Raw genomic sequence first — 16,384 nt, 5'->3', positions numbered from 1 at the left:
GCGGTCTCAATTTCCAGGCCCCGGTCGGGTTCGCAATGCTTCGGCTTCCTCCTCGTCAATCCGGCGCGCTGCATCGATCACCAGCAAGGGAACGCCCTTGCGGATCGGAAAGGCGTAGCGGGCAACGATCGAGATCAGCTCTGTGCCATCGGCCGAAAGTGTAAGCCGCGTTTTGGTGACCGGGCACACGAGCATTTCGATGGTGCGCGGGTCGAGCCTGTAGCGCGGATTATCCCCCGCCGGGGCTGGGGCATCATCCATTGTCATTGCAAAACGACACCCGACCGGGCCCGGGCCATTTCAATCTCGGCGAGGGCCATAAGGGTTTCGGCGCGTTCGACCAGTGTGCGGGCCTCGAGCAGGGCCTGTTTTTCGGCGGCACCATACGGTCCCAACATAGCTGCAAGATCGACCAGTTCGCCGGTCGCCATGTCTTCTATTTCGTCCCAATCGACCTCGATGTCGGAGAACTCGGCATGGGCGCGCAGCACCTTGAGCAGGCGCGGGCGATCCACGGCGTCTTCACCGAGCTCAGGGGTAAAGTCTGCGGCAAATTCAGACGTATCGATCCGCGCCTGGCGATAGGGCGTCGCTGTTGTCAGCTCCTCGGTCGGCGCGAAACGGCAAACACCTTCGAGAATGATAAAATAGCGGCCCTCGGCCTGTTCTTCAAAATGGGTCACTCGTCCGATGCAACCCACTTTTTCCAGCGGAACTTGCCCGCGAGGGGCTTCCTCTGCCGTATCACGCGGTTGAATGAGGCCAATCATGCGGTTTCCGGCCAGCGCGTCGTCGACCATCGCAACGAAACGGGGCTCGAAAACATTGAGCGGCCGGTGTGATCCGGGCAGAAGCAGCGCGCGGCTCAAAGGAAAGAGCGCGAGCATGTCCGGCAGTTCCGATATCGAGGCCGGGCGGCGCATGGCGTTTCCTCTCTTGGTTTCTCTTTGATCCGGGCCCGGTTGTATCGGATCGCCATCCAGGCCCTTGGTTCGTCGTATTTGCGGATCGGGCAAGCGAGATTTCGTCAGGCAGCCGATCTAGCGGAACAAGAGCGAGGACAACATGCGGCGTCCCCTGAGCGTCGCGGCATCCTTGGGTCCCCACGCCTCGAAGAACTCGAGCAGCTTTTTGCGTGCTCCATCGTCCTCCCATTCGCGGTTCCGCTCCATGATGGCCACCAGCGCCTGTGCCGCGCCGAGCCTGTCGCCTTTGGCGTTCAGTATCATCGCGAGGTCGAAACGCGCCCGATGATCGTCAGGATTTGATGCAAGCGCCTGTTCAAGCTGGGTGGCGTCGCCGAGCTTTTCGGCCTCCTGTTCGAGTGCGATTGCCTTTTGGAGGGCATCGGCACCAGCGTGGTTCTGATCTTCGGGGAGCATTGCCAGTGTTTGTAGGGCACCGTCGCGATCGCCCGTCCGGAACTGGACCGTTGCCACACCAACCAGCGCATCAAGATTGTCGGGCGCATGGCGCAGCACCGTGGCAAATATCTGATAGGCCCGTTCCAGATCTTCGGCCTCCAGGGCCGCCTGCGCGGCTTCCATGGCGGCTGTGATCTGGCTTTCAGCTTCCGATGGCCCGCCGACACCGGCCTTGGCGGCCATATCGATAAGCTTTTGAGCAAAGCGGGCGACTTCGCTTTCGGGCAATGCACCCATGAAGCCGTCGACCGGCCGACCACCGACAAAGCCGAAGACGGCGGGAATCGATTGTACGCCCATCTGGCCCGCGAGAGCCTGATTTTCGTCGACGTTAATCTTGACCAGAGCCACCTTGCCGCCCAAGGCAGTGACAATTTTCTCCAATGCTGGCGTCAGCTGTTTGCACGGTCCGCACCAGGGAGCCCAGAAATCGACTAGAACGGGGCGCTGCATGGAGGCCTCGAGGACGTCAGCCTGAAAGCGCGCCGTCGAAGAATCAACGATCAGCCCATCCTGGGTCTGGGCCTGCTGTGTATTGAGATTGAGGTCCATCTGGTGATGCCTTTACTGGCCCTTCGGTTGGGCGCCGATATTTGCGACGAGCCTTACACCAAGCCGGGCGCCGGTGCAAAAGCCCAAAGCGATTGGCTGTTTGCCGTCCTGGCAGGGGTGCGGTGGCGAAGGGTGAAAATATGGGTTGCAATTGTCATTTCGGTTGGGCATATAGGCGCCCATCGCGGTGCCGCCAAGGGCTGGTCCGGGATTGGAGTGCGGGCGTAGCTCAGGGGTAGAGCATAACCTTGCCAAGGTTAGGGTCGTGAGTTCGAATCTCATCGCCCGCTCCAAAAAATCCAAGGCGTAGGAGCCTTGAGATCAAAGGGCCGAGAGGCCCTTTTTGTTTGGCCGTTTCGGCCTCTAGATGTGAGCTCTCAATAGGTTGTCCATTCGGATCGGAACGGGGAGACTGGAGTTACCAAGCTTCAGCACTCACCGGAGGGTCCGAATGAACATCCACAAGAATGCCCGTCTGACGCCGCTGCGTCGAGAGGAGATGGCGCTTTGCGTCATCGAAGGCGGTCTTTCCAAAGCCCAGGCAGCGCGGAGCTACGGTGTATCGCCAAAAATCGTGGCGCGCTGGGTAGAGCGCTACACATCAGAGGGCCGAGCGGGCATGACCGACCGTTCGTCGCGGCCCCACCGGCTACATTGCCCTGTCCCGCAAACAACCATCGAGCGCGTCATCGCGCTGCGGCGTCTACGGTGGACCGGCAACCATATCGCCATGGAGGTTGGCGTATCGCCGGCCACGGTCAGCAGAGTGCTCAAGCGGGCCGGCCTTTCGCGGCTAAGAGACATCGACCCGGCCGAGCCGGTGCGTCGCTATGAACGCAAGCGTCCCGGCGAGATGATCCATATAGACATCAAGAAGTTGGGCAAATTCAATCGGAGCGGTCACCGCATCACCGGTGACCGGCGCCGGCAGAGCAGCCAGCGCGGAAACGGCACTGCGCCCGGCTGGGAATTCGTCCATGTCGCTATCGACGACCATTCACGGCTGTCATTTACCCAGATCCACCCTGACGAAAAGGCCGTCAGTGCCGTCGCCCATCTCAAGGCCGCCCTCGCCTGGTACCGACTCTTGGGGGTCACCGTCGAGCGGGTGATGACCGACAACGGGCCATGCTACCAGTCCCGCGCCTTCCGCGATGCCTGCCGCCAATTGGGCCTCACACACATCCGCACCAAGCCCTATACACCCCAAACCAATGGCAAGGCCGAACGATTCATCCAGACCGCAATCAGGGAATGGGCTTATGCCCGCGCCTACAAAACATCCGATCAGCGCGCTGCCCATCTGCCAATCTGGAACCATATGTACAATTGGCACAGACCCCATGGCAGCCTAAACTCCAAGCCACCCATCAGTCGCCTCGGCCTGACCGAGGACAACCTGTTGAGGCACCACATCTAGAGCGCGTCCAGCAAAAGTGGAAACGGTTTTGCGGTTCGGACGCGCGACGAAACAACAACTTAGAGGATTTTCGCGATTCGAAGAAAAGCGGAAATGCTCTAAAAGACGCTGGTGATCATCCGGATGGAGGTGATGGCCAGAAACCCCGCAAAGCACCAGCGCAGGGCCAGTTGCGGAATGGCGTGAGCGAGCCTGACCCCGAGCGGTGCCGTCAGCATCGATGTGGGGATGATGGCGATCAGCCCGGCAAGGTTGACATAGCCAAGCGAGAACGGCGGCAGATCGGGCGTGCCCAGGCCGAACAGAGCGTAGCCGATCGTTCCGGGCACGGCGATGATGAGGCCGATTGCTGCGGCGGTGCCGACTGCAAGGCGAATGGGGTACGTAAAAAACGATAGAATTGGAACCGCCAGCGTTCCGCCGCCAATCCCCATCATCACCGAAATCAGCCCGATGATCGTCGAAAGGATTTGTTTGAGTGGCGTTCCCGGCATGGGACGGGGCTTGGCCGCGTCGGCGGGCTTGAAAGCCATATTGATTGCCACGAGCGCCGCGATGGCAGCGAACACCAGCGTGAGGACCGTGCCTGACACGTTGCCGCCGATTATGGTGCCGGCAACGACGCCGAAAGCGATCCACGGTCCCCAGCTGCGCAGCAGGGCCGTATCGACGCTGCCGCGTTTCCAGTGCGATCGCGCGGACATAAAGCCGGTAAAGATTATGGTAGCCAGCGATGTGCCGACGGCGACATGCATGCGCACAGTTTCGGACACGTCGAGTGCGAGAAAGACAAAAAACAGCACGGGCACTATGACAATGCCGCCGCCAACGCCCAGAAGTCCGGAAATAATGCCCGCGATTGCGCCGGTTGCCAGCAGGGTGGCGAGCAGGAAGAGGGCCTGGCCCGGATCGACGTCCAACATTTAACTTTAATCCCTGCTCTGGCGCATAAATATGCGGAGCGCGATCCTGTCCGCGCCCCGCCTGATTCGTATTAGACCACGGCGATCTGAATTTCACCTACCCCTTGGACACTTGCCGTGATCGTATCGCCGCGCGATACGGCGCCAACGCCCGATGGGGTTCCACTCATGATGATGTCGCCGGGCTGCAGGGAAAAAAAGCGCGACAGAATGGAGATCATCTCGGGAACCTTCCACAGCATCTGGTTGAGGTCGCCTTGCTGGCGCGTTTCGCCATTGACCTTGAGAACGACCGCCCCTTGATCGGGGTGGCCGATGCGGCTGGCGGGAACCAGAGGGCCGCAGGGGGCGGAAGCCTCAAAGCTCTTGGCCACTTCCCAGGGACGGCCAAGCTTTTTTGCATCGGCCTGCAGATCGCGACGTGTCATGTCGAGACCCACGCCATACCCGAAGACGTGGTCGAGGGCGTCTTCGACAGCGATATCAGTGCCACCTTTTCCAAGAGCGACAATCATTTCCACTTCGTGGTGCACGTCGGAGGTTTCGGTGGGATAGGGGAAGGTGCCGTCCGAAATCACGGCGCCACCATGCTTGAAGAAGAAAAAGGGTGGCTCCTTGTCGGGATCGTGACCCATTTCGACGGCATGCGCGGCATAGTTGCGGCCGATGCAGAAGATCCGGTTGACCGGGAATACGTCTGCCGTGCCCTCTACGGGAAGCGTCGGTACCGGGTTGGGGGCCACGACGAAGTTGGCGCCGGCTGGTTTGAGTGCACTCTCGTTCATTATTTCAACTCCTAACGTGTGCGTAGTATTCGATGCGCTTTTCCAGCCGGCCGATCAGGTCCGCCATGGTCAGGGCAAAGGTGAATAGAAGGACGATCAGGGCCCAGAAGTGGGACATGAGGAAGTTCTGCTGGTAGAGCGCGAACAGCGCACCCACCCCGATGATAGAGACCAGGAGCTGGCCGATGACGACGCCCTTGACGCCGCGGACCATGCCAAGCCGGATGCCGGCAAGAATCTCAGGCAGCGCGGCCAAAAGGACGATCCTTGCGCGCTCCAGACGGTTGGCGCCGAAGGAATGGGACATTTCAAGCAGGGAAGGGGAAATGTTCTGCACCCCGGCCCTTGTATCGAGCACGATGATCCAGACGGCGAACATGAAGACTGTAACGACGACAGTCGGCGTGCCCAGTCCGAACAGGATCATGAAAATCGGTACCAGGGCCGAAAGGGGAGCCGACAGGAAGACGTTGACCCACATGTTGAGCATATCGTCGACCGGCTTGAACAGGCCCATCAGGATGCCGGTCGTAATACCGACCACGAGCGCAAGGCCCATGCCCATCGCGTAGCACGAAAGGGTGATCCAGACGGCGTTGCCGAAGCTGCGCGAGGTGACCACTTCGCCCATGGCCATGACGACCGATGAAAAGGGCGGAAAGAGCATGAGCAGGTCGAACTGCCCGACGATTTCCCAGACGACGAGCCAGACGACCAGCGCCGCCATCTTGGGGAGTTTGAATCCATTGATTGTCATGGTTCACTCCACGTATTTCTTGATGCCGTGCCAGATGCTCTCGACCGTTTCGAGATAGACTTCGTTGCGGCGCAGCTCGTCGGGGCCGATATCGCCTGGAATGTCGGGATCGATGATTTCGGAGACCCGGCCGGGGCGCGGTGAAAGGAGGATGATGCGGTCCGACACATAAACCGCCTCCTCGATGGAATGGGTCACGAAGATGAAAGTCTTTTTCTCCACTTCACGCAGGCGGATCAGGTCTTCCTGAAATTTGCGCCGGGTCTGTTCGTCGACGGCCGAGAACGGTTCGTCCATCAGCAGGACATCGGCGTTGACTGAGAGGGCTCGGGCCAGCCCAACGCGTTGGCGCATGCCGCCCGAAAGCTGGTGGGGATAGCTTTTCTGGAAACCGTCGAGGCCCACTTCGCCGATATAGTGATTGGCGATCTCTTCGCGCTCGGATTTTCCCATCCCTTGCATCTTGAGGCCGAAAGCGGCGTTGTCGAGAACGCTTGCCCAGGGCAGCAGCGCAAAATCCTGAAAGACGAAAGCGCGCTCGGGACCGGGTCCGGAGATCTTTTTGCCGTTAACCAGCACTTCGCCCTGTGTTGCGGGCAACAGCCCGGCGATGATCTTGAGCAGGGTGGTCTTTCCGCACCCGGAGGGTCCGAGAAGGCTGGTGAGCTGACCGGCCTGGAAATCGAGATTGATGTCCTTGAGGGCCATCACTTCGGTGCCATAGACCTTCGAGATATTTTTGACTTCGATGATCTTGTTGGATGCGCCCACTGGGGAAGCTCCTTTTTCAAGCGTATCGGGGGTCGCGATTTTCATTTCACGCTCCGTTTTTCCGGGCGGAACAGAAGTGTTTCGACCCATTGCAGGAGACCCACTGCGATCACGGCAAACAACACGATTGATGCGATGGTCGCGTACATATGGGCAAAATTGGCCACCGAGCGGTGGAAGGTGATGAGATCGCCGATGCCGGTTGGGGTAATCAGCAATTCGGCAAGAACGACGCCGGAAAAGCCCTCGGCAACGCCAAGGCGCAACCCGGCAAACATCATGGGACTGGCCGCCGGCATGACCACATACCAGATCTGCTGGCGGCGATTGCCCATGAAGGAATGGCACATGGAGACCAGCGATCCGGGGACGTTTCGCACGGCCTTGTAGGAATTGATGGTGATGACCGGCATGGCGAGCATGACAACGGCGATCACCTTGGCCGTAAGGCTGATGCCGTAGATGAACGTCACGAGCGGGATCAGCGCCGCCATGGGGGCCGCCTGCATGACGATGAATATCGGCAGCGCCAGCCATTCGACGTCTTCGCGCAGACCCATGGCAACGCCCATCGTTACCCCCACGATCAGCGAGAAGGCCAGCCCGATGGCCAACGGTTCCATGGTGCGCAGATAGGCCATGCCCATCGAGCCATCCACGAGCATTTCCCAAAAAGCGGCCACGGTCGCCGAAAAGGTCGGGAAGGAAAAGTTGAAGCCCGAGCGACCGGCCATTTCCCAGGCCAGCGCAAAAATGGCGACCGAGAGCAGTTTCCAGATCAGGGGGATCTGAGCGAGGCGGGTGGCGAGTCCGGGAGCATCGATCCGGCCGCGCAACAGGGCGGTATCGGCCGTGTTCAGTGTCGACATGAGTGTACCTGGGTGTGTTTGAACCGATCGGGCGGCGCGCGGGAAATCTCCCCGCGCGCCCACAAGGTGCTACTGGCGGGCAGCGTCCAGGGCGCCGAAGTCCCAGTACATGGAGACATCCACGTCTTCACCGGGGGCCTGGACCTGACCGGCTGCGGCAAGAAATGCCAGATCGTCCATTGCATCTTCGGGCGTGCCGCCACCGAGCGGCAGGACGCCACCTTCGACAGCCTCGGCGTAAAACTGTTCGATATCGCCGGCCGCTTCGGCCGGAAGGTCGGGCAGAAGGTCGTATTGCGCGCGCCACTCGGCGACCTGCGCGGGATTTTCGTTGATATCTTCCCAGGTACCGATCAGTTCCTCGACAAACACCGTCAAATCATCTGTGCGGTTTTCGAGAAAGCTGGCGTTGGCGTACAGGGCCTCGTCGGTTGCGTTTACGCCCTCTACGGGAAGCTGCATGAACTTGCCGGGAGCCTGTTCCTCGAGCAGCCGCATGGAGGCCGCGTCGACGATCGAGGCATTGATCGTGCCTTGCAGCAGGGCACCGGCACGCACTTCGGCGCCCGGAACGTAGCTGAGGTTCGAGAACGTGATGCCTTCGTTCTGCTCCATGAGCCGCATCAGCGCTTCGGTCCCCGATCCGCGAGAGTGCACGGTCATTTCCTCGCCATCGAGATCGGCCCAGCTCGAATAGACTTCCGAATTGACGACAGGGAAGAACAAGAGCGTGGTCATGCGGTAGAACATGCGGATGGGGGCGTTCGAGTTCTGGATGAACGCATAGGGTGCTCCCACGCCGATATCGGCCTGTCCGCCGACAACGGCCTGGGTCGCAACATCCTCGGAGTTAAAGAAGGTCAGTTCCATGGGCACGCCGCGCTCCTTGGTGCGCTCGATGGCGACCAGAAGCCCAAGGCTTTCCACACTGGCTATGTCACCCATTGCCACCCGAATGGGGGCATCCTGGGCAAGGGCCGGTATGGCGCCGAGCGGGATACTCAGGGCAATTGCCGTGCCGGCAATCGTAAACAGTCTGCGCGTGATCTTCATAAGTTTCTCCTCCCTTGTGAAAATCGGTTTCCGGCCGGGAAGCAGCCCTCCTTGCCGCAACCAAATCCAGAATGGTTTGATATTTTCACGTAATTGGTTTCAGGTCAATCTCTCGGCAGGTACGAGGAAAAAGAGGAGTGCTTCTCGTTAATCCATTGAAATAACGTTGTTTTATTGGAAGTCTTCGTTGGGTTCTATGAAATGAGAAATGTTGAGATCCATGAATTGGCTTCGATTGACGGGATTGACTTCCCGGATTTCCCCGATAAAAGTGCCAAACCAATTCAAATTGGTTCAGGGGCAGGGATGACTGAAGAGACCCAGGAAACCGAAGACGGAAATGGCGCGACGCTGGTCCAATTGCGGGCCTGGCTGACACGGCACAATTTTCCGCCAGATACAAGGCTGCCCGCGGAACGGGAGCTTTCCGAACAGCTTGGCGTTTCCCGGGCCGATCTGCGCAAGGCGCTGGCGACGCTCGAGGCCGAAGGTCAGCTCTGGCGCCATGTGGGCAAAGGCACCTTTACCGGCAGCCGGGCGATCGAAGTGCTCAGTCTTGCGGAAATCGACCGGGAGACCAATCCCGCAGAAGTCATGCGCACCCGCCTGCTGATCGAGCCGATCATTGCCCGCGAGGCAGCGCTCAATGCAACCTCACGTCATGTGGAAGCCATGCATCGCTGTATCCAGAGGACCCACAGGGCGGGTACGTGGCGGCAGTATGAGGCGGCCGATAACGAGTTTCACCGCTGCATTGCCGAGGCGACCGATAACCGATTGCTTCTGGCGCTGTTCGATGCGCTCAACGCGGTGCGCCGCGCTGTGGTCTGGGGATTGTTGCGGAGCAATTCCGACCGCCCACCGCAGGACCATCATTCTTTTGCAGAGCACGACCAGATCATCACGGCAATCGAGCAACGCGATCTCGATGGCGCCAGCCGCGCCATGTACCAGCATTTGCGGCAGGTCGAGCGGCATCTGATGGAAGCCCCCGAGGTCCGAACGCGCTGAGGATCACCCGCGCTGGCTCAAAGGTTTAATTGTCTTGGTGGGGCAACTGGTCTAGCTAGTGTTGTTTGCCTGCCATCGTTTATCAGTTTTGCCTTTCCATGGATTTCATTACACTCGCCATTATCTTCGCCGCGGTCGGCGCCGGAGCCATCTCCAAGGGTGCGACGGGGATGGGCATGCCGCTCATTGCCATTCCCTTCCTTGCGGCGACTTTTGGCTTGCAGCATGCGGTTGCGGTGCTGTTGATCCCCATTCTGGTGTCCAACGCTTCTCAGCTTTATCGCTTTCGGCACGCGCGAGGCGATGACCGGTTGGGCTTTCTCGCGCCCATGCTGGCGCTTTGCGTCGTGGGGGTTATCGGTGGAACCTGGTTCCTGACGGCAACTCCGGAGCGCGGGTTGGCATTGGCGCTCGGAATCCTGCTGCTCGGCTATCTGGCGCTGCGCCTTTTCAATCCGCACTTTTCGGTTGGCCCCGAAGCGGCACGGCGATGGGCCATGCCGGCGGGGCTGGGGGCCGGCCTTTTGCATGGCGCGACGGGCATCTCCGCCCCGATCGGTGTGACCTTCATCCACGCCATGCGGTTCGGGCGCGATGCGCATGTCTATGCGGTTTCGGCGATGTTTATGGTGCTTGCCATCTTTCAGGCGCCATCGCTGTGGATTGCCGGGGTGCTGCGCCCCGAATGGCTTTTGCAGGGGCTGTTTGCGCTGATCCCGACTTTCCTGTTCATGCCCTTGGGGCAATGGCTTTCGGGCAAGCTCAGCCAGGCTGCCTTCGATAGGATGATCCTGATCTTTCTCGGCGTCATCGGGTTCAAGATGGTGCTGGGCATTTGACCCTTCCCGATTTCGAGCAATAAAAAAGGCGGCCGATGGCCGCCTTTTCGTTGTCTTCTCACCGGCCGCTATGCGGCGACCAGATTGCGCAGCACATATTGCAGAATGCCGCCGTGGCGGTAGTATTCGAGTTCGTCCAGCGTATCGATGCGCAGGAGCACCGGCACCAGCTCCTTGCGGCCATCACCAAAGGTTATGTCGAGCTCGAGCGTCTGGCGCGGCTCGATCTCGGTCAGCCCGCGAATAGAGACCGTCTCGTCACCCTTGATGCCGAGCGATTGCCAGGACGTACCCTCTTGAAACACCAACGGCAGAACGCCCATGCCGACCAAATTCGAGCGGTGGATACGCTCAAAGCTCTGGGCGATCACGGCGCGAACCCCGAGCAGGGTCGTGCCCTTTGCCGCCCAGTCGCGCGACGAGCCCGTGCCGTATTCCTTGCCGGCGAAGATCACCAGCGGGGTGCCCTGAGCCTTGTACTCCATGGCCGCGTCATAGATCGGCACCACTTCGCCCGAAGGCGATTTGGTGAAGCCGCCCTCGACCCCGTCCAGCATCTGGTTCTTGATGCGGATATTGGCGAAGGTTCCGCGCATCATCACTTCGTGGTTGCCGCGTCGTGCGCCGAACGAGTTGAAGTCGATCGGCTTGACCTGACGTTCCATCAGATACTTGCCGGCAGGCGTGCCCGATTTGAACGAGCCGGCCGGGGAGATGTGGTCGGTGGTGATCGAATCAAGGAAGATCGAAAGAACCCGTGCGTTCTCGATATCGGTCACCGGCTTGGGTTCCATGGTCATGCCCTCGAAATAGGGAGGGTTCTGAACATAGGTGGATGCGGAACTCCACTTGTAGGTTTCCCCGCCATCGACCTTGATTTCCTGCCAGCGCTTGTCGCCCTTGAACACATCGCCATAGCGGCGCTTGAACATGTCGACCGAAATCGCCGAGCGCAGAACTTCGGCAATTTCGGTTGAAGTGGGCCAGATATCCTTGAGATAGACGGGCTCTCCGTCCGACCCGGTGCCGAGAGGCTGTGTCGTGATGTCGCCGGTCATTTTGCCGAGCAGCGAATAGGCAACGACAAGTGGGGGCGAGGCGAGATAGTTGGCCCGCACGTCGGGATTGACGCGGCCTTCGAAGTTGCGATTGCCGGAAAGCACCGAAACGGCAACCAGATCGTTGTCATTGATGCATTTCGAGATGTTTTCGTCGAGCGGGCCGGAATTGCCGATACAGGTCGTGCAGCCATAGCCCACGGTATTGAAGCCCATGGCGTCCAGATCTTCCTGGAGCCCCGACTTTTCGAGGTATTCGGTGACGACCTGCGAACCGGGAGCCAGAGACGTCTTGACCCAGGGTTGAGGTTTCAGGCCTTTTTCGCGCGCCTTGCGGGCCACAAGCCCGGCGGCAATCAGCACCGAGGGGTTCGACGTGTTGGTGCAGGAGGTAATTGCGGCAATCACCACGTCGCCATCGGCAATCCGGTAGTCCGCACCATTGACGGCATAGCCGTGATTTTCATTATCCTCAGGCGTGTCGTGCACGCCGGTTGCGCCTTCGTCCATATAGCGCGAATCGCCCTTGGATTCGGGCTCGGGCGAGGTCTTGCGGCCTCCGGCAATTTCTTCGAGCGCCTTGACGAAAGCGGTTGAGGCCTCTGTCAGGGCAACGCGGTCCTGCGGGCGCTTGGGGCCGGCCAGCGAGGGAACAACGGTCGAAAGGTCGAGCTCGAGCGTATCGGTGAAGATAGGGTCTTCGTCGTTGTCGGCGCGGAACATGCCCTGGGCCTTGGCATAGGCTTCGACAAGCGCGACGCGATCGGGTTCACGACCGGAATCGTTGAGATATTTGATGGTTTCCTTGTCGATCGGGAAGAAACCGCAGGTCGCGCCATATTCAGGCGCCATGTTGGCGATGGTCGCCTTGTCTTCGAGCGAAAGGTTGGAAAGGCCGGCGCCGAAGAATTCGACGAACTTGCCCACAACCCCCTTCTTGCGCAGCATTTCGACAACGTGCAGCACGAGGTCGGTTGCGGTGGTGCCTTCGGGCAGCTTGCCGGTGAATTTAAAGCCGATCACTTCGGGGATCAGCATGGAGATCGGCTGGCCGAGCATCGCAGCTTCAGCCTCGATGCCGCCAACGCCCCAGCCCAGAACGGCCATGCCATTGACCATCGTGGTATGGCTGTCGGTTCCGACAAGCGTATCGGGATAAGCGATTTCCTCGCCATTTTCCTTTTTGGTCCAGACGGTCTGGGCCAGATATTCCAGGTTCACCTGATGGCAGATGCCGGTTCCGGGGGGCACGACGCGGAAGTTTTCGAACGCCGACTGGCCCCAGCGCAAAAATTCATAGCGCTCGCCATTGCGTTCATATTCTTTTTCCACGTTCTGCTCGAACGCGCCGGGTGTGCCGAAATAATCGACCATCACCGAGTGGTCGATGACCAGATCGACGGGGACCAGCGGATTGATCTTCTGGGGGTCGGCGCCCAGCTTTGCGGTCGCATCGCGCATGGCGGCCAGATCGACAACGGCGGGAACGCCGGTGAAATCCTGCATCAGAACTCGGGCGGGGCGGTAGGAGATTTCGTGTCCGGCGCGGCCGCGATCGTCGAGCCAGGCCTTTACGGCCTTGATGTCGGCAGCCTTGACGGTGCGGTCATCTTCGAAGCGCAGCAGGTTTTCCAGGACGACCTTGAGGGAATGAGGCAGGCGGGAAATGCCATCCAATCCGTTCTTTTCGGCCTCGGCGAGCGAAAAGATCGTATAGGCCTTGTTTCCAACGGTGAGGTTCGTCTTGGTCTTAAAGCTATTGGATGTCTCGGTCACGCGGTCCGCCTTGTCTCAATAGGGTTGCGGGCACCCCCGATTGAGACCGGGCCAAACGGCCAATTTCGCGTCGAAAATTGTGCAACGCTGCAATGGCCACCGGCTCGTCCGGAGGCATGAAGCGGGAAAGCACAACTTCTCCCCCGCCCTTTTCGCCCTCTCTATAATGAATCCAATTTGCACTTGCCAGCCCGGACTTTGGTTCAATAGAGCTTTGGCATGAACAATGAAGGGCTTTCCCGCATGCCGGAAACCGGGCTTGGCGTCAGCGCCCTTGCACTAAGCCGGGGTGGACGGGACATTCTGACAGGGCTGAGCTTTTCGCTCGAACCGGGGACGGCCCTTATGTTGCGTGGCCCCAACGGGGCTGGCAAGAGCACCTTGCTCATGGCGTTGGCCGGTTTGCTCGATCCGCGCGCTGGTCGCATCGATCACACGGGTGTTGATCTGGAAGCCCCTAAATATGGTCATCTGCACTATGTTGCGCATGCGCCGGCCATAAAGTCGGGGCTCAGCGTCGCCGAAAATCTCAAATTCTGGGTTGACGTTCTTGCCGGAGCGCCTGTCGATATCGGGGCCGCGTTGTCCCAGGCGGGACTGGGGGAACTGGGCGGTATCGATGCCGGCCTGCTTTCGGCCGGACAGACCCGGCGCCTGGCGCTGGCACGTCTGATCGCCGTTCGTCGCCCGCTCTGGCTGCTGGACGAGCCAACCAGCGCGCTCGATGCCGCCGGCGCGATGTGGGTGGGCGCGCTGATTTCCGATCATTTGCGCAGAGGCGGGCTGGCGGTCATCGCCACCCATCTCGATATTGCCGTTGACGGCAATGTGAAGTCGCTCCAGTTGCGCGGATCGGCGCAATGAACGCTCTGGGCGCGATCATCCTTCGTGATCTCCGGCTGGGTCTGCGCCAGGGCGGCGATATTCTCACCCTCGTGCTGTTCTTCGTCATCGTGGGCGTGCTGATGCCATTCGCGGTCGGACCCGACCGCCCGCTTCTCGCCCAACTCGCTCCGGCCATCATCTGGGTGGCGGCGCTTCTGGCGCAGCTTTTGTCCAACGAACGCCTGTTTCGAGGCGATTTCGACGATGGGAGCCTTGCCGTGTTCCGGCATGTGATCATTCCGCTCGAGATGGTTGTTGCCGCCAAACTCGTCGCGCACTGGCTGCTCACCGGGCTCCCATTGATTGTGGCGATGCCGATTTTGGCCCTTATGCTGGGGCTTGATGGACAGGGGTTTTGGCTGGCGGTTTTTTCGCTTGCGCTTGGAACGCCGGCCTTGGCCGCTTTCGGTGCCATCGGGGCGGCTGTGACAGTTGGCCTCAAGCGCGGGGGGCTGGTTGCACCGGTTCTTGTCTTGCCGCTGAGCCTGCCAGTGCTTATTTTCGGCGCCGGTGCGTTCGATGTGGCGCGGCTGGGCGGATCGTCCCAGGCGCTGTTGCTGCTCGGCGCGCTCAGTCTTCTAAGTGTGACGCTTGCGCCGTTCGCCGCGGCGCTGGCGTTGAGGATTTCCGGGGAATAGATGGTTCAGACCCAGCCCAAACCTGCCGAGCCGGGATGGTTCACCCGCATTGCCCATCCGGGGATGTTCATGGGGTGGTCGCGTCATCTGGTTTTGCCGCTTTCGATCGTGACTGCGCTCGCCTTTGCAGTGGGCCTCTATTTTTCGTTCCTTGCTTCGCCCGCCGATTATCAGATGGGCGATACAGTGCGCATGATGTATGTGCATGTGCCCAGCGCCTGGCTCAGCCAGTTCTGTTACGCGGTGATGTTCTGCTCGGCCATCGGCACGCTCGTCTGGCGCCATCCCATGGCTGATGTAAGCCAGAAAGCCGCCGTTCCGCTGGGCGCCGCTTTCACGGCGCTGGCGCTTTTCACCGGCTCGATGTGGGGTCGGCCCACCTGGGGCACGTTCTGGGAATGGGACGGGCGCATGACCTCGACGCTGGTTCTGCTGTTCATCTATCTTGGGCTGATCGCCTTGTGGCGGGCCTTCGACGATCAGCTCAAGGCAGCCCGCATCGTTGCGGTTCTGACCCTGGTGGGGGCCATCAACATTCCGATCATCAAGTTTTCGGTCGATTGGTGGCAGACCTTGCACCAGCCTGCTTCCGTATTCAGGACCGACGGTCCGACCGTTGACGGCTCGATCCTTGTCCCGCTGCTGGTCATGACGCTGGCGTTTTCGCTGCTGTTTCTGACCCTGCATCTGGTTCGCATGCGCACCGAAATCACCAAACGCCGCATTCGCTCGCTGGAATTGGCTCAGGCTCGCGCGGGAGAAGGCGCATGATCGATCTGGGCCAGCACTGGGAGTTCATCACCGCAGCCTATGCCGGAACCATCGTGATTATCGGCGGGCTGATCGGCTGGACAGTGTTTTCGGCCCGCGCGGCCAGAGCACGCGTGGCCATGCTCGAAGCGGCGCGTCAGGCGCGCAGGCAGCAATGAAGCCATCGGTGAGAATCGGCCTTGCGGTTTTGCCGCTTGTTGTTCTTGCGGCCCTGCTTGGCGTTTTCGCCTCGCAGATGGGGCGCTCGACGAGTTTCGTTCCGTCGGCCCTGATCGACAAACCGGTGCCCCAATTCGATCTTGCTTCTGTCGAGGGACATACTCAGCCGGGATTTGCGACTGCCGATCTGGCTGGCAATGGCGTTGTCGTCGTCAACGTCTTTGCATCATGGTGCGTGCCGTGTCGGGCCGAACATCCCTTCCTGATGGAACTCGCGGATGAGCCGGTCGAGATCTTCGGGCTCAACTACGACGATCCGGCGGAAAATGCCCGGGCCTTTCTGGCCGAACTGGGCAATCCCTACGATCGGATCCGCGCCGGCCGTGATCGCCGGGTGGGCATCGAATGGGGCGTTTATGGTGTGCCGGAAACCTTTGTCGTCGACAATGAAGGTATCATCCGGTTCAAGCATGTCGGCCCGCTCGACCAGGAGAGCTACGAGAACGTGCTGCTCCCGGCTATCACAGCGGCGCAGAACCCGGCTTAGAGCGCTTCCAGAATAAGTGGATGCCACTTATTCGGTTCGGAAGCGCGGCCAAACCAAGACCTCGAGCAATTGAAGCGGTTCGAAGAAGCGCTGAAATGCTCTAGGCTGTGGTGACAATTTAAGTCCGAGGGATTCCCGCGAGGGCG

The 16,384-nt window shown here is 60.1% G+C and carries 18 protein-coding genes and 1 tRNA gene; 9 read left to right on the top strand and 10 right to left on the bottom strand.

Translation table 11 applies throughout. The features are described from left to right. Window positions 1-6: 6 nt before the first annotated feature. The 3 genes from KKY_RS16120 to KKY_RS16110 form a co-directional block, all read right to left on the bottom strand. Entirely contained in the window at window positions 7-267 is a 261-nt protein-coding gene (locus tag KKY_RS16120; protein ID WP_014132442.1) for a Trm112 family protein, read from the bottom strand. After that, window positions 264-923, bottom strand: a complete 660-nt coding sequence (locus tag KKY_RS16115) for an LON peptidase substrate-binding domain-containing protein (RefSeq protein ID WP_014132441.1) — start codon at window positions 921-923, stop codon at window positions 264-266. Before KKY_RS16115 ends, KKY_RS16120 begins: the two co-directional genes overlap by 4 nt. Before the next feature lie 117 nt (window positions 924-1,040). Beyond that, window positions 1,041-1,976: a thioredoxin family protein gene (locus KKY_RS16110; RefSeq protein ID WP_014132440.1), complete on the bottom strand. Its 936-nt coding sequence runs from the start codon at window positions 1,974-1,976 to the stop codon at window positions 1,041-1,043. A gap of 218 nt (window positions 1,977-2,194) precedes the next feature. On the opposite strand from KKY_RS16110, the gene KKY_RS16105 reads away from it, so the two are divergent. Together KKY_RS16105 and KKY_RS16100 are read left to right on the top strand one after the other, a co-directional pair. Continuing rightward, window positions 2,195-2,269, top strand: a tRNA-Gly gene (locus tag KKY_RS16105). A gap of 158 nt (window positions 2,270-2,427) precedes the next feature. Continuing rightward, window positions 2,428-3,396 (top strand): IS481 family transposase, encoded by a 969-nt coding sequence (locus KKY_RS16100; RefSeq protein WP_014132438.1) that lies wholly within the window; start codon window positions 2,428-2,430, stop codon window positions 3,394-3,396. A 98-nt stretch (window positions 3,397-3,494) separates the two neighbouring features. On the opposite strand, the gene KKY_RS16095 is transcribed toward KKY_RS16100, so the two are convergent. The 6 genes from KKY_RS16095 to KKY_RS16070 form a co-directional block, all read right to left on the bottom strand. Beyond that, window positions 3,495-4,319: a sulfite exporter TauE/SafE family protein gene (locus tag KKY_RS16095; protein WP_014132437.1), complete on the bottom strand. Its 825-nt coding sequence runs from the start codon at window positions 4,317-4,319 to the stop codon at window positions 3,495-3,497. Between the two features lie 71 nt (window positions 4,320-4,390). Further along, window positions 4,391-5,104 carry a fumarylacetoacetate hydrolase family protein gene (locus KKY_RS16090; RefSeq protein ID WP_014132436.1) on the bottom strand — a complete coding sequence of 238 codons (714 nt, stop codon included), beginning with the start codon at window positions 5,102-5,104 and terminating at the stop codon, window positions 4,391-4,393. Window positions 5,105-5,108: 4 nt separating this feature from the next. Further along, window positions 5,109-5,861, bottom strand: a complete 753-nt coding sequence (locus KKY_RS16085) for an ABC transporter permease (RefSeq protein WP_014132435.1) — start codon at window positions 5,859-5,861, stop codon at window positions 5,109-5,111. Window positions 5,862-5,864: 3 nt separating this feature from the next. Next, window positions 5,865-6,677: an ABC transporter ATP-binding protein gene (locus KKY_RS16080; RefSeq protein WP_014132434.1), complete on the bottom strand. Its 813-nt coding sequence runs from the start codon at window positions 6,675-6,677 to the stop codon at window positions 5,865-5,867. Further along, window positions 6,674-7,501 carry an ABC transporter permease gene (locus tag KKY_RS16075; protein WP_014132433.1) on the bottom strand — a complete coding sequence of 276 codons (828 nt, stop codon included), beginning with the start codon at window positions 7,499-7,501 and terminating at the stop codon, window positions 6,674-6,676. Before KKY_RS16075 ends, KKY_RS16080 begins: the two co-directional genes overlap by 4 nt. A 69-nt stretch (window positions 7,502-7,570) precedes the next feature. After that, window positions 7,571-8,554, bottom strand: coding sequence for an ABC transporter substrate-binding protein (locus KKY_RS16070; RefSeq protein WP_014132432.1), 984 nt, complete (start codon window positions 8,552-8,554; stop codon window positions 7,571-7,573). Window positions 8,555-8,860: 306 nt separating this feature from the next. On the opposite strand from KKY_RS16070, the gene KKY_RS16065 reads away from it, so the two are divergent. Both KKY_RS16065 and KKY_RS16060 read left to right on the top strand, forming a co-directional pair. Next, window positions 8,861-9,565, top strand: a complete 705-nt coding sequence (locus tag KKY_RS16065) for a FadR/GntR family transcriptional regulator (protein WP_014132430.1) — start codon at window positions 8,861-8,863, stop codon at window positions 9,563-9,565. 98 nt (window positions 9,566-9,663) lie between these two features. After that, entirely contained in the window at window positions 9,664-10,404 is a 741-nt protein-coding gene (locus KKY_RS16060) for a sulfite exporter TauE/SafE family protein (protein ID WP_041528841.1), read from the top strand. Window positions 10,405-10,472: 68 nt separating this feature from the next. Here the strand turns inward: KKY_RS16060 and acnA are convergent, their stop codons facing one another. Beyond that, window positions 10,473-13,238, bottom strand: coding sequence for an aconitate hydratase AcnA (gene acnA / locus KKY_RS16055; RefSeq protein ID WP_014132428.1), 2,766 nt, complete (start codon window positions 13,236-13,238; stop codon window positions 10,473-10,475). Between the two features lie 219 nt (window positions 13,239-13,457). Between acnA and ccmA the strand changes: the two genes are divergently transcribed. The 5 genes from ccmA to KKY_RS16035 are packed head-to-tail and all read left to right on the top strand — an operon-like array spanning window position 13,458 to window position 16,238. Further along, window positions 13,458-14,102: a heme ABC exporter ATP-binding protein CcmA gene (gene ccmA / locus KKY_RS16050; protein ID WP_014132427.1), complete on the top strand. Its 645-nt coding sequence runs from the start codon at window positions 13,458-13,460 to the stop codon at window positions 14,100-14,102. Continuing rightward, entirely contained in the window at window positions 14,099-14,761 is a 663-nt protein-coding gene (gene ccmB / locus KKY_RS16045) for a heme exporter protein CcmB (RefSeq protein WP_014132426.1), read from the top strand. Before ccmA ends, ccmB begins: the two co-directional genes overlap by 4 nt. Then, a complete protein-coding gene (locus tag KKY_RS16040; protein WP_014132425.1) occupies window positions 14,762-15,532 on the top strand; it encodes a heme ABC transporter permease in 771 nt (256 codons plus the stop codon). Next, window positions 15,529-15,690, top strand: a complete 162-nt coding sequence (gene ccmD, locus KKY_RS20145; protein WP_014132424.1) for a heme exporter protein CcmD — start codon at window positions 15,529-15,531, stop codon at window positions 15,688-15,690. The genes KKY_RS16040 and ccmD overlap by 4 nt, the downstream gene beginning before the upstream one ends. Then, the gene (locus KKY_RS16035) at window positions 15,687-16,238 is read left to right on the top strand and encodes a DsbE family thiol:disulfide interchange protein (protein ID WP_014132423.1); all 552 of its coding nucleotides are present in this window, start codon (window positions 15,687-15,689) and stop codon (window positions 16,236-16,238) included. Before ccmD ends, KKY_RS16035 begins: the two co-directional genes overlap by 4 nt. The last annotated feature ends 146 nt before the right edge of the window (window positions 16,239-16,384 follow it).

Source organism: Pelagibacterium halotolerans B2 (genome assembly GCF_000230555.1).
Lineage (GTDB): Bacteria > Pseudomonadota > Alphaproteobacteria > Rhizobiales > Devosiaceae > Pelagibacterium > Pelagibacterium halotolerans.
Note: the sequence above shows the minus strand (reverse complement) of the source record. Positions and strands in the feature narration are given on the sequence as shown.

Bases quoted from the DNA above. Each gene is read 5' to 3' on its own strand.
- KKY_RS16090 (WP_014132436.1), bottom strand. From the start codon at position 5,104: ATGAACGAGAGTGCACTCAAACCAGCCGGCGCCAACTTCGTCGTGGCC.
- KKY_RS16080 (WP_014132434.1), bottom strand. From the start codon at position 6,677: ATGAAAATCGCGACCCCCGATACGCTTGAAAAAGGAGCTTCCCCAGTG.
- KKY_RS16070 (WP_014132432.1), bottom strand. From the start codon at position 8,554: ATGAAGATCACGCGCAGACTGTTTACGATTGCCGGCACGGCAATTGCC.
- KKY_RS16060 (WP_041528841.1), top strand. From the start codon at position 9,664: ATGGATTTCATTACACTCGCCATTATCTTCGCCGCGGTCGGCGCCGGA.
- KKY_RS16100 (WP_014132438.1), top strand. From the start codon at position 2,428: ATGAACATCCACAAGAATGCCCGTCTGACGCCGCTGCGTCGAGAGGAG.
- KKY_RS16075 (WP_014132433.1), bottom strand. From the start codon at position 7,501: ATGTCGACACTGAACACGGCCGATACCGCCCTGTTGCGCGGCCGGATC.
- ccmB (WP_014132426.1), top strand. From the start codon at position 14,099: ATGAACGCTCTGGGCGCGATCATCCTTCGTGATCTCCGGCTGGGTCTG.
- KKY_RS16085 (WP_014132435.1), bottom strand. From the start codon at position 5,861: ATGACAATCAATGGATTCAAACTCCCCAAGATGGCGGCGCTGGTCGTC.
- KKY_RS16040 (WP_014132425.1), top strand. From the start codon at position 14,762: ATGGTTCAGACCCAGCCCAAACCTGCCGAGCCGGGATGGTTCACCCGC.
- KKY_RS16065 (WP_014132430.1), top strand. From the start codon at position 8,861: ATGACTGAAGAGACCCAGGAAACCGAAGACGGAAATGGCGCGACGCTG.
- ccmA (WP_014132427.1), top strand. From the start codon at position 13,458: ATGAACAATGAAGGGCTTTCCCGCATGCCGGAAACCGGGCTTGGCGTC.
- KKY_RS16110 (WP_014132440.1), bottom strand. From the start codon at position 1,976: ATGGACCTCAATCTCAATACACAGCAGGCCCAGACCCAGGATGGGCTG.
- ccmD (WP_014132424.1), top strand. From the start codon at position 15,529: ATGATCGATCTGGGCCAGCACTGGGAGTTCATCACCGCAGCCTATGCC.
- KKY_RS16120 (WP_014132442.1), bottom strand. From the start codon at position 267: ATGACAATGGATGATGCCCCAGCCCCGGCGGGGGATAATCCGCGCTAC.
- KKY_RS16115 (WP_014132441.1), bottom strand. From the start codon at position 923: ATGCGCCGCCCGGCCTCGATATCGGAACTGCCGGACATGCTCGCGCTC.
- KKY_RS16035 (WP_014132423.1), top strand. From the start codon at position 15,687: ATGAAGCCATCGGTGAGAATCGGCCTTGCGGTTTTGCCGCTTGTTGTT.
- KKY_RS16095 (WP_014132437.1), bottom strand. From the start codon at position 4,319: ATGTTGGACGTCGATCCGGGCCAGGCCCTCTTCCTGCTCGCCACCCTG.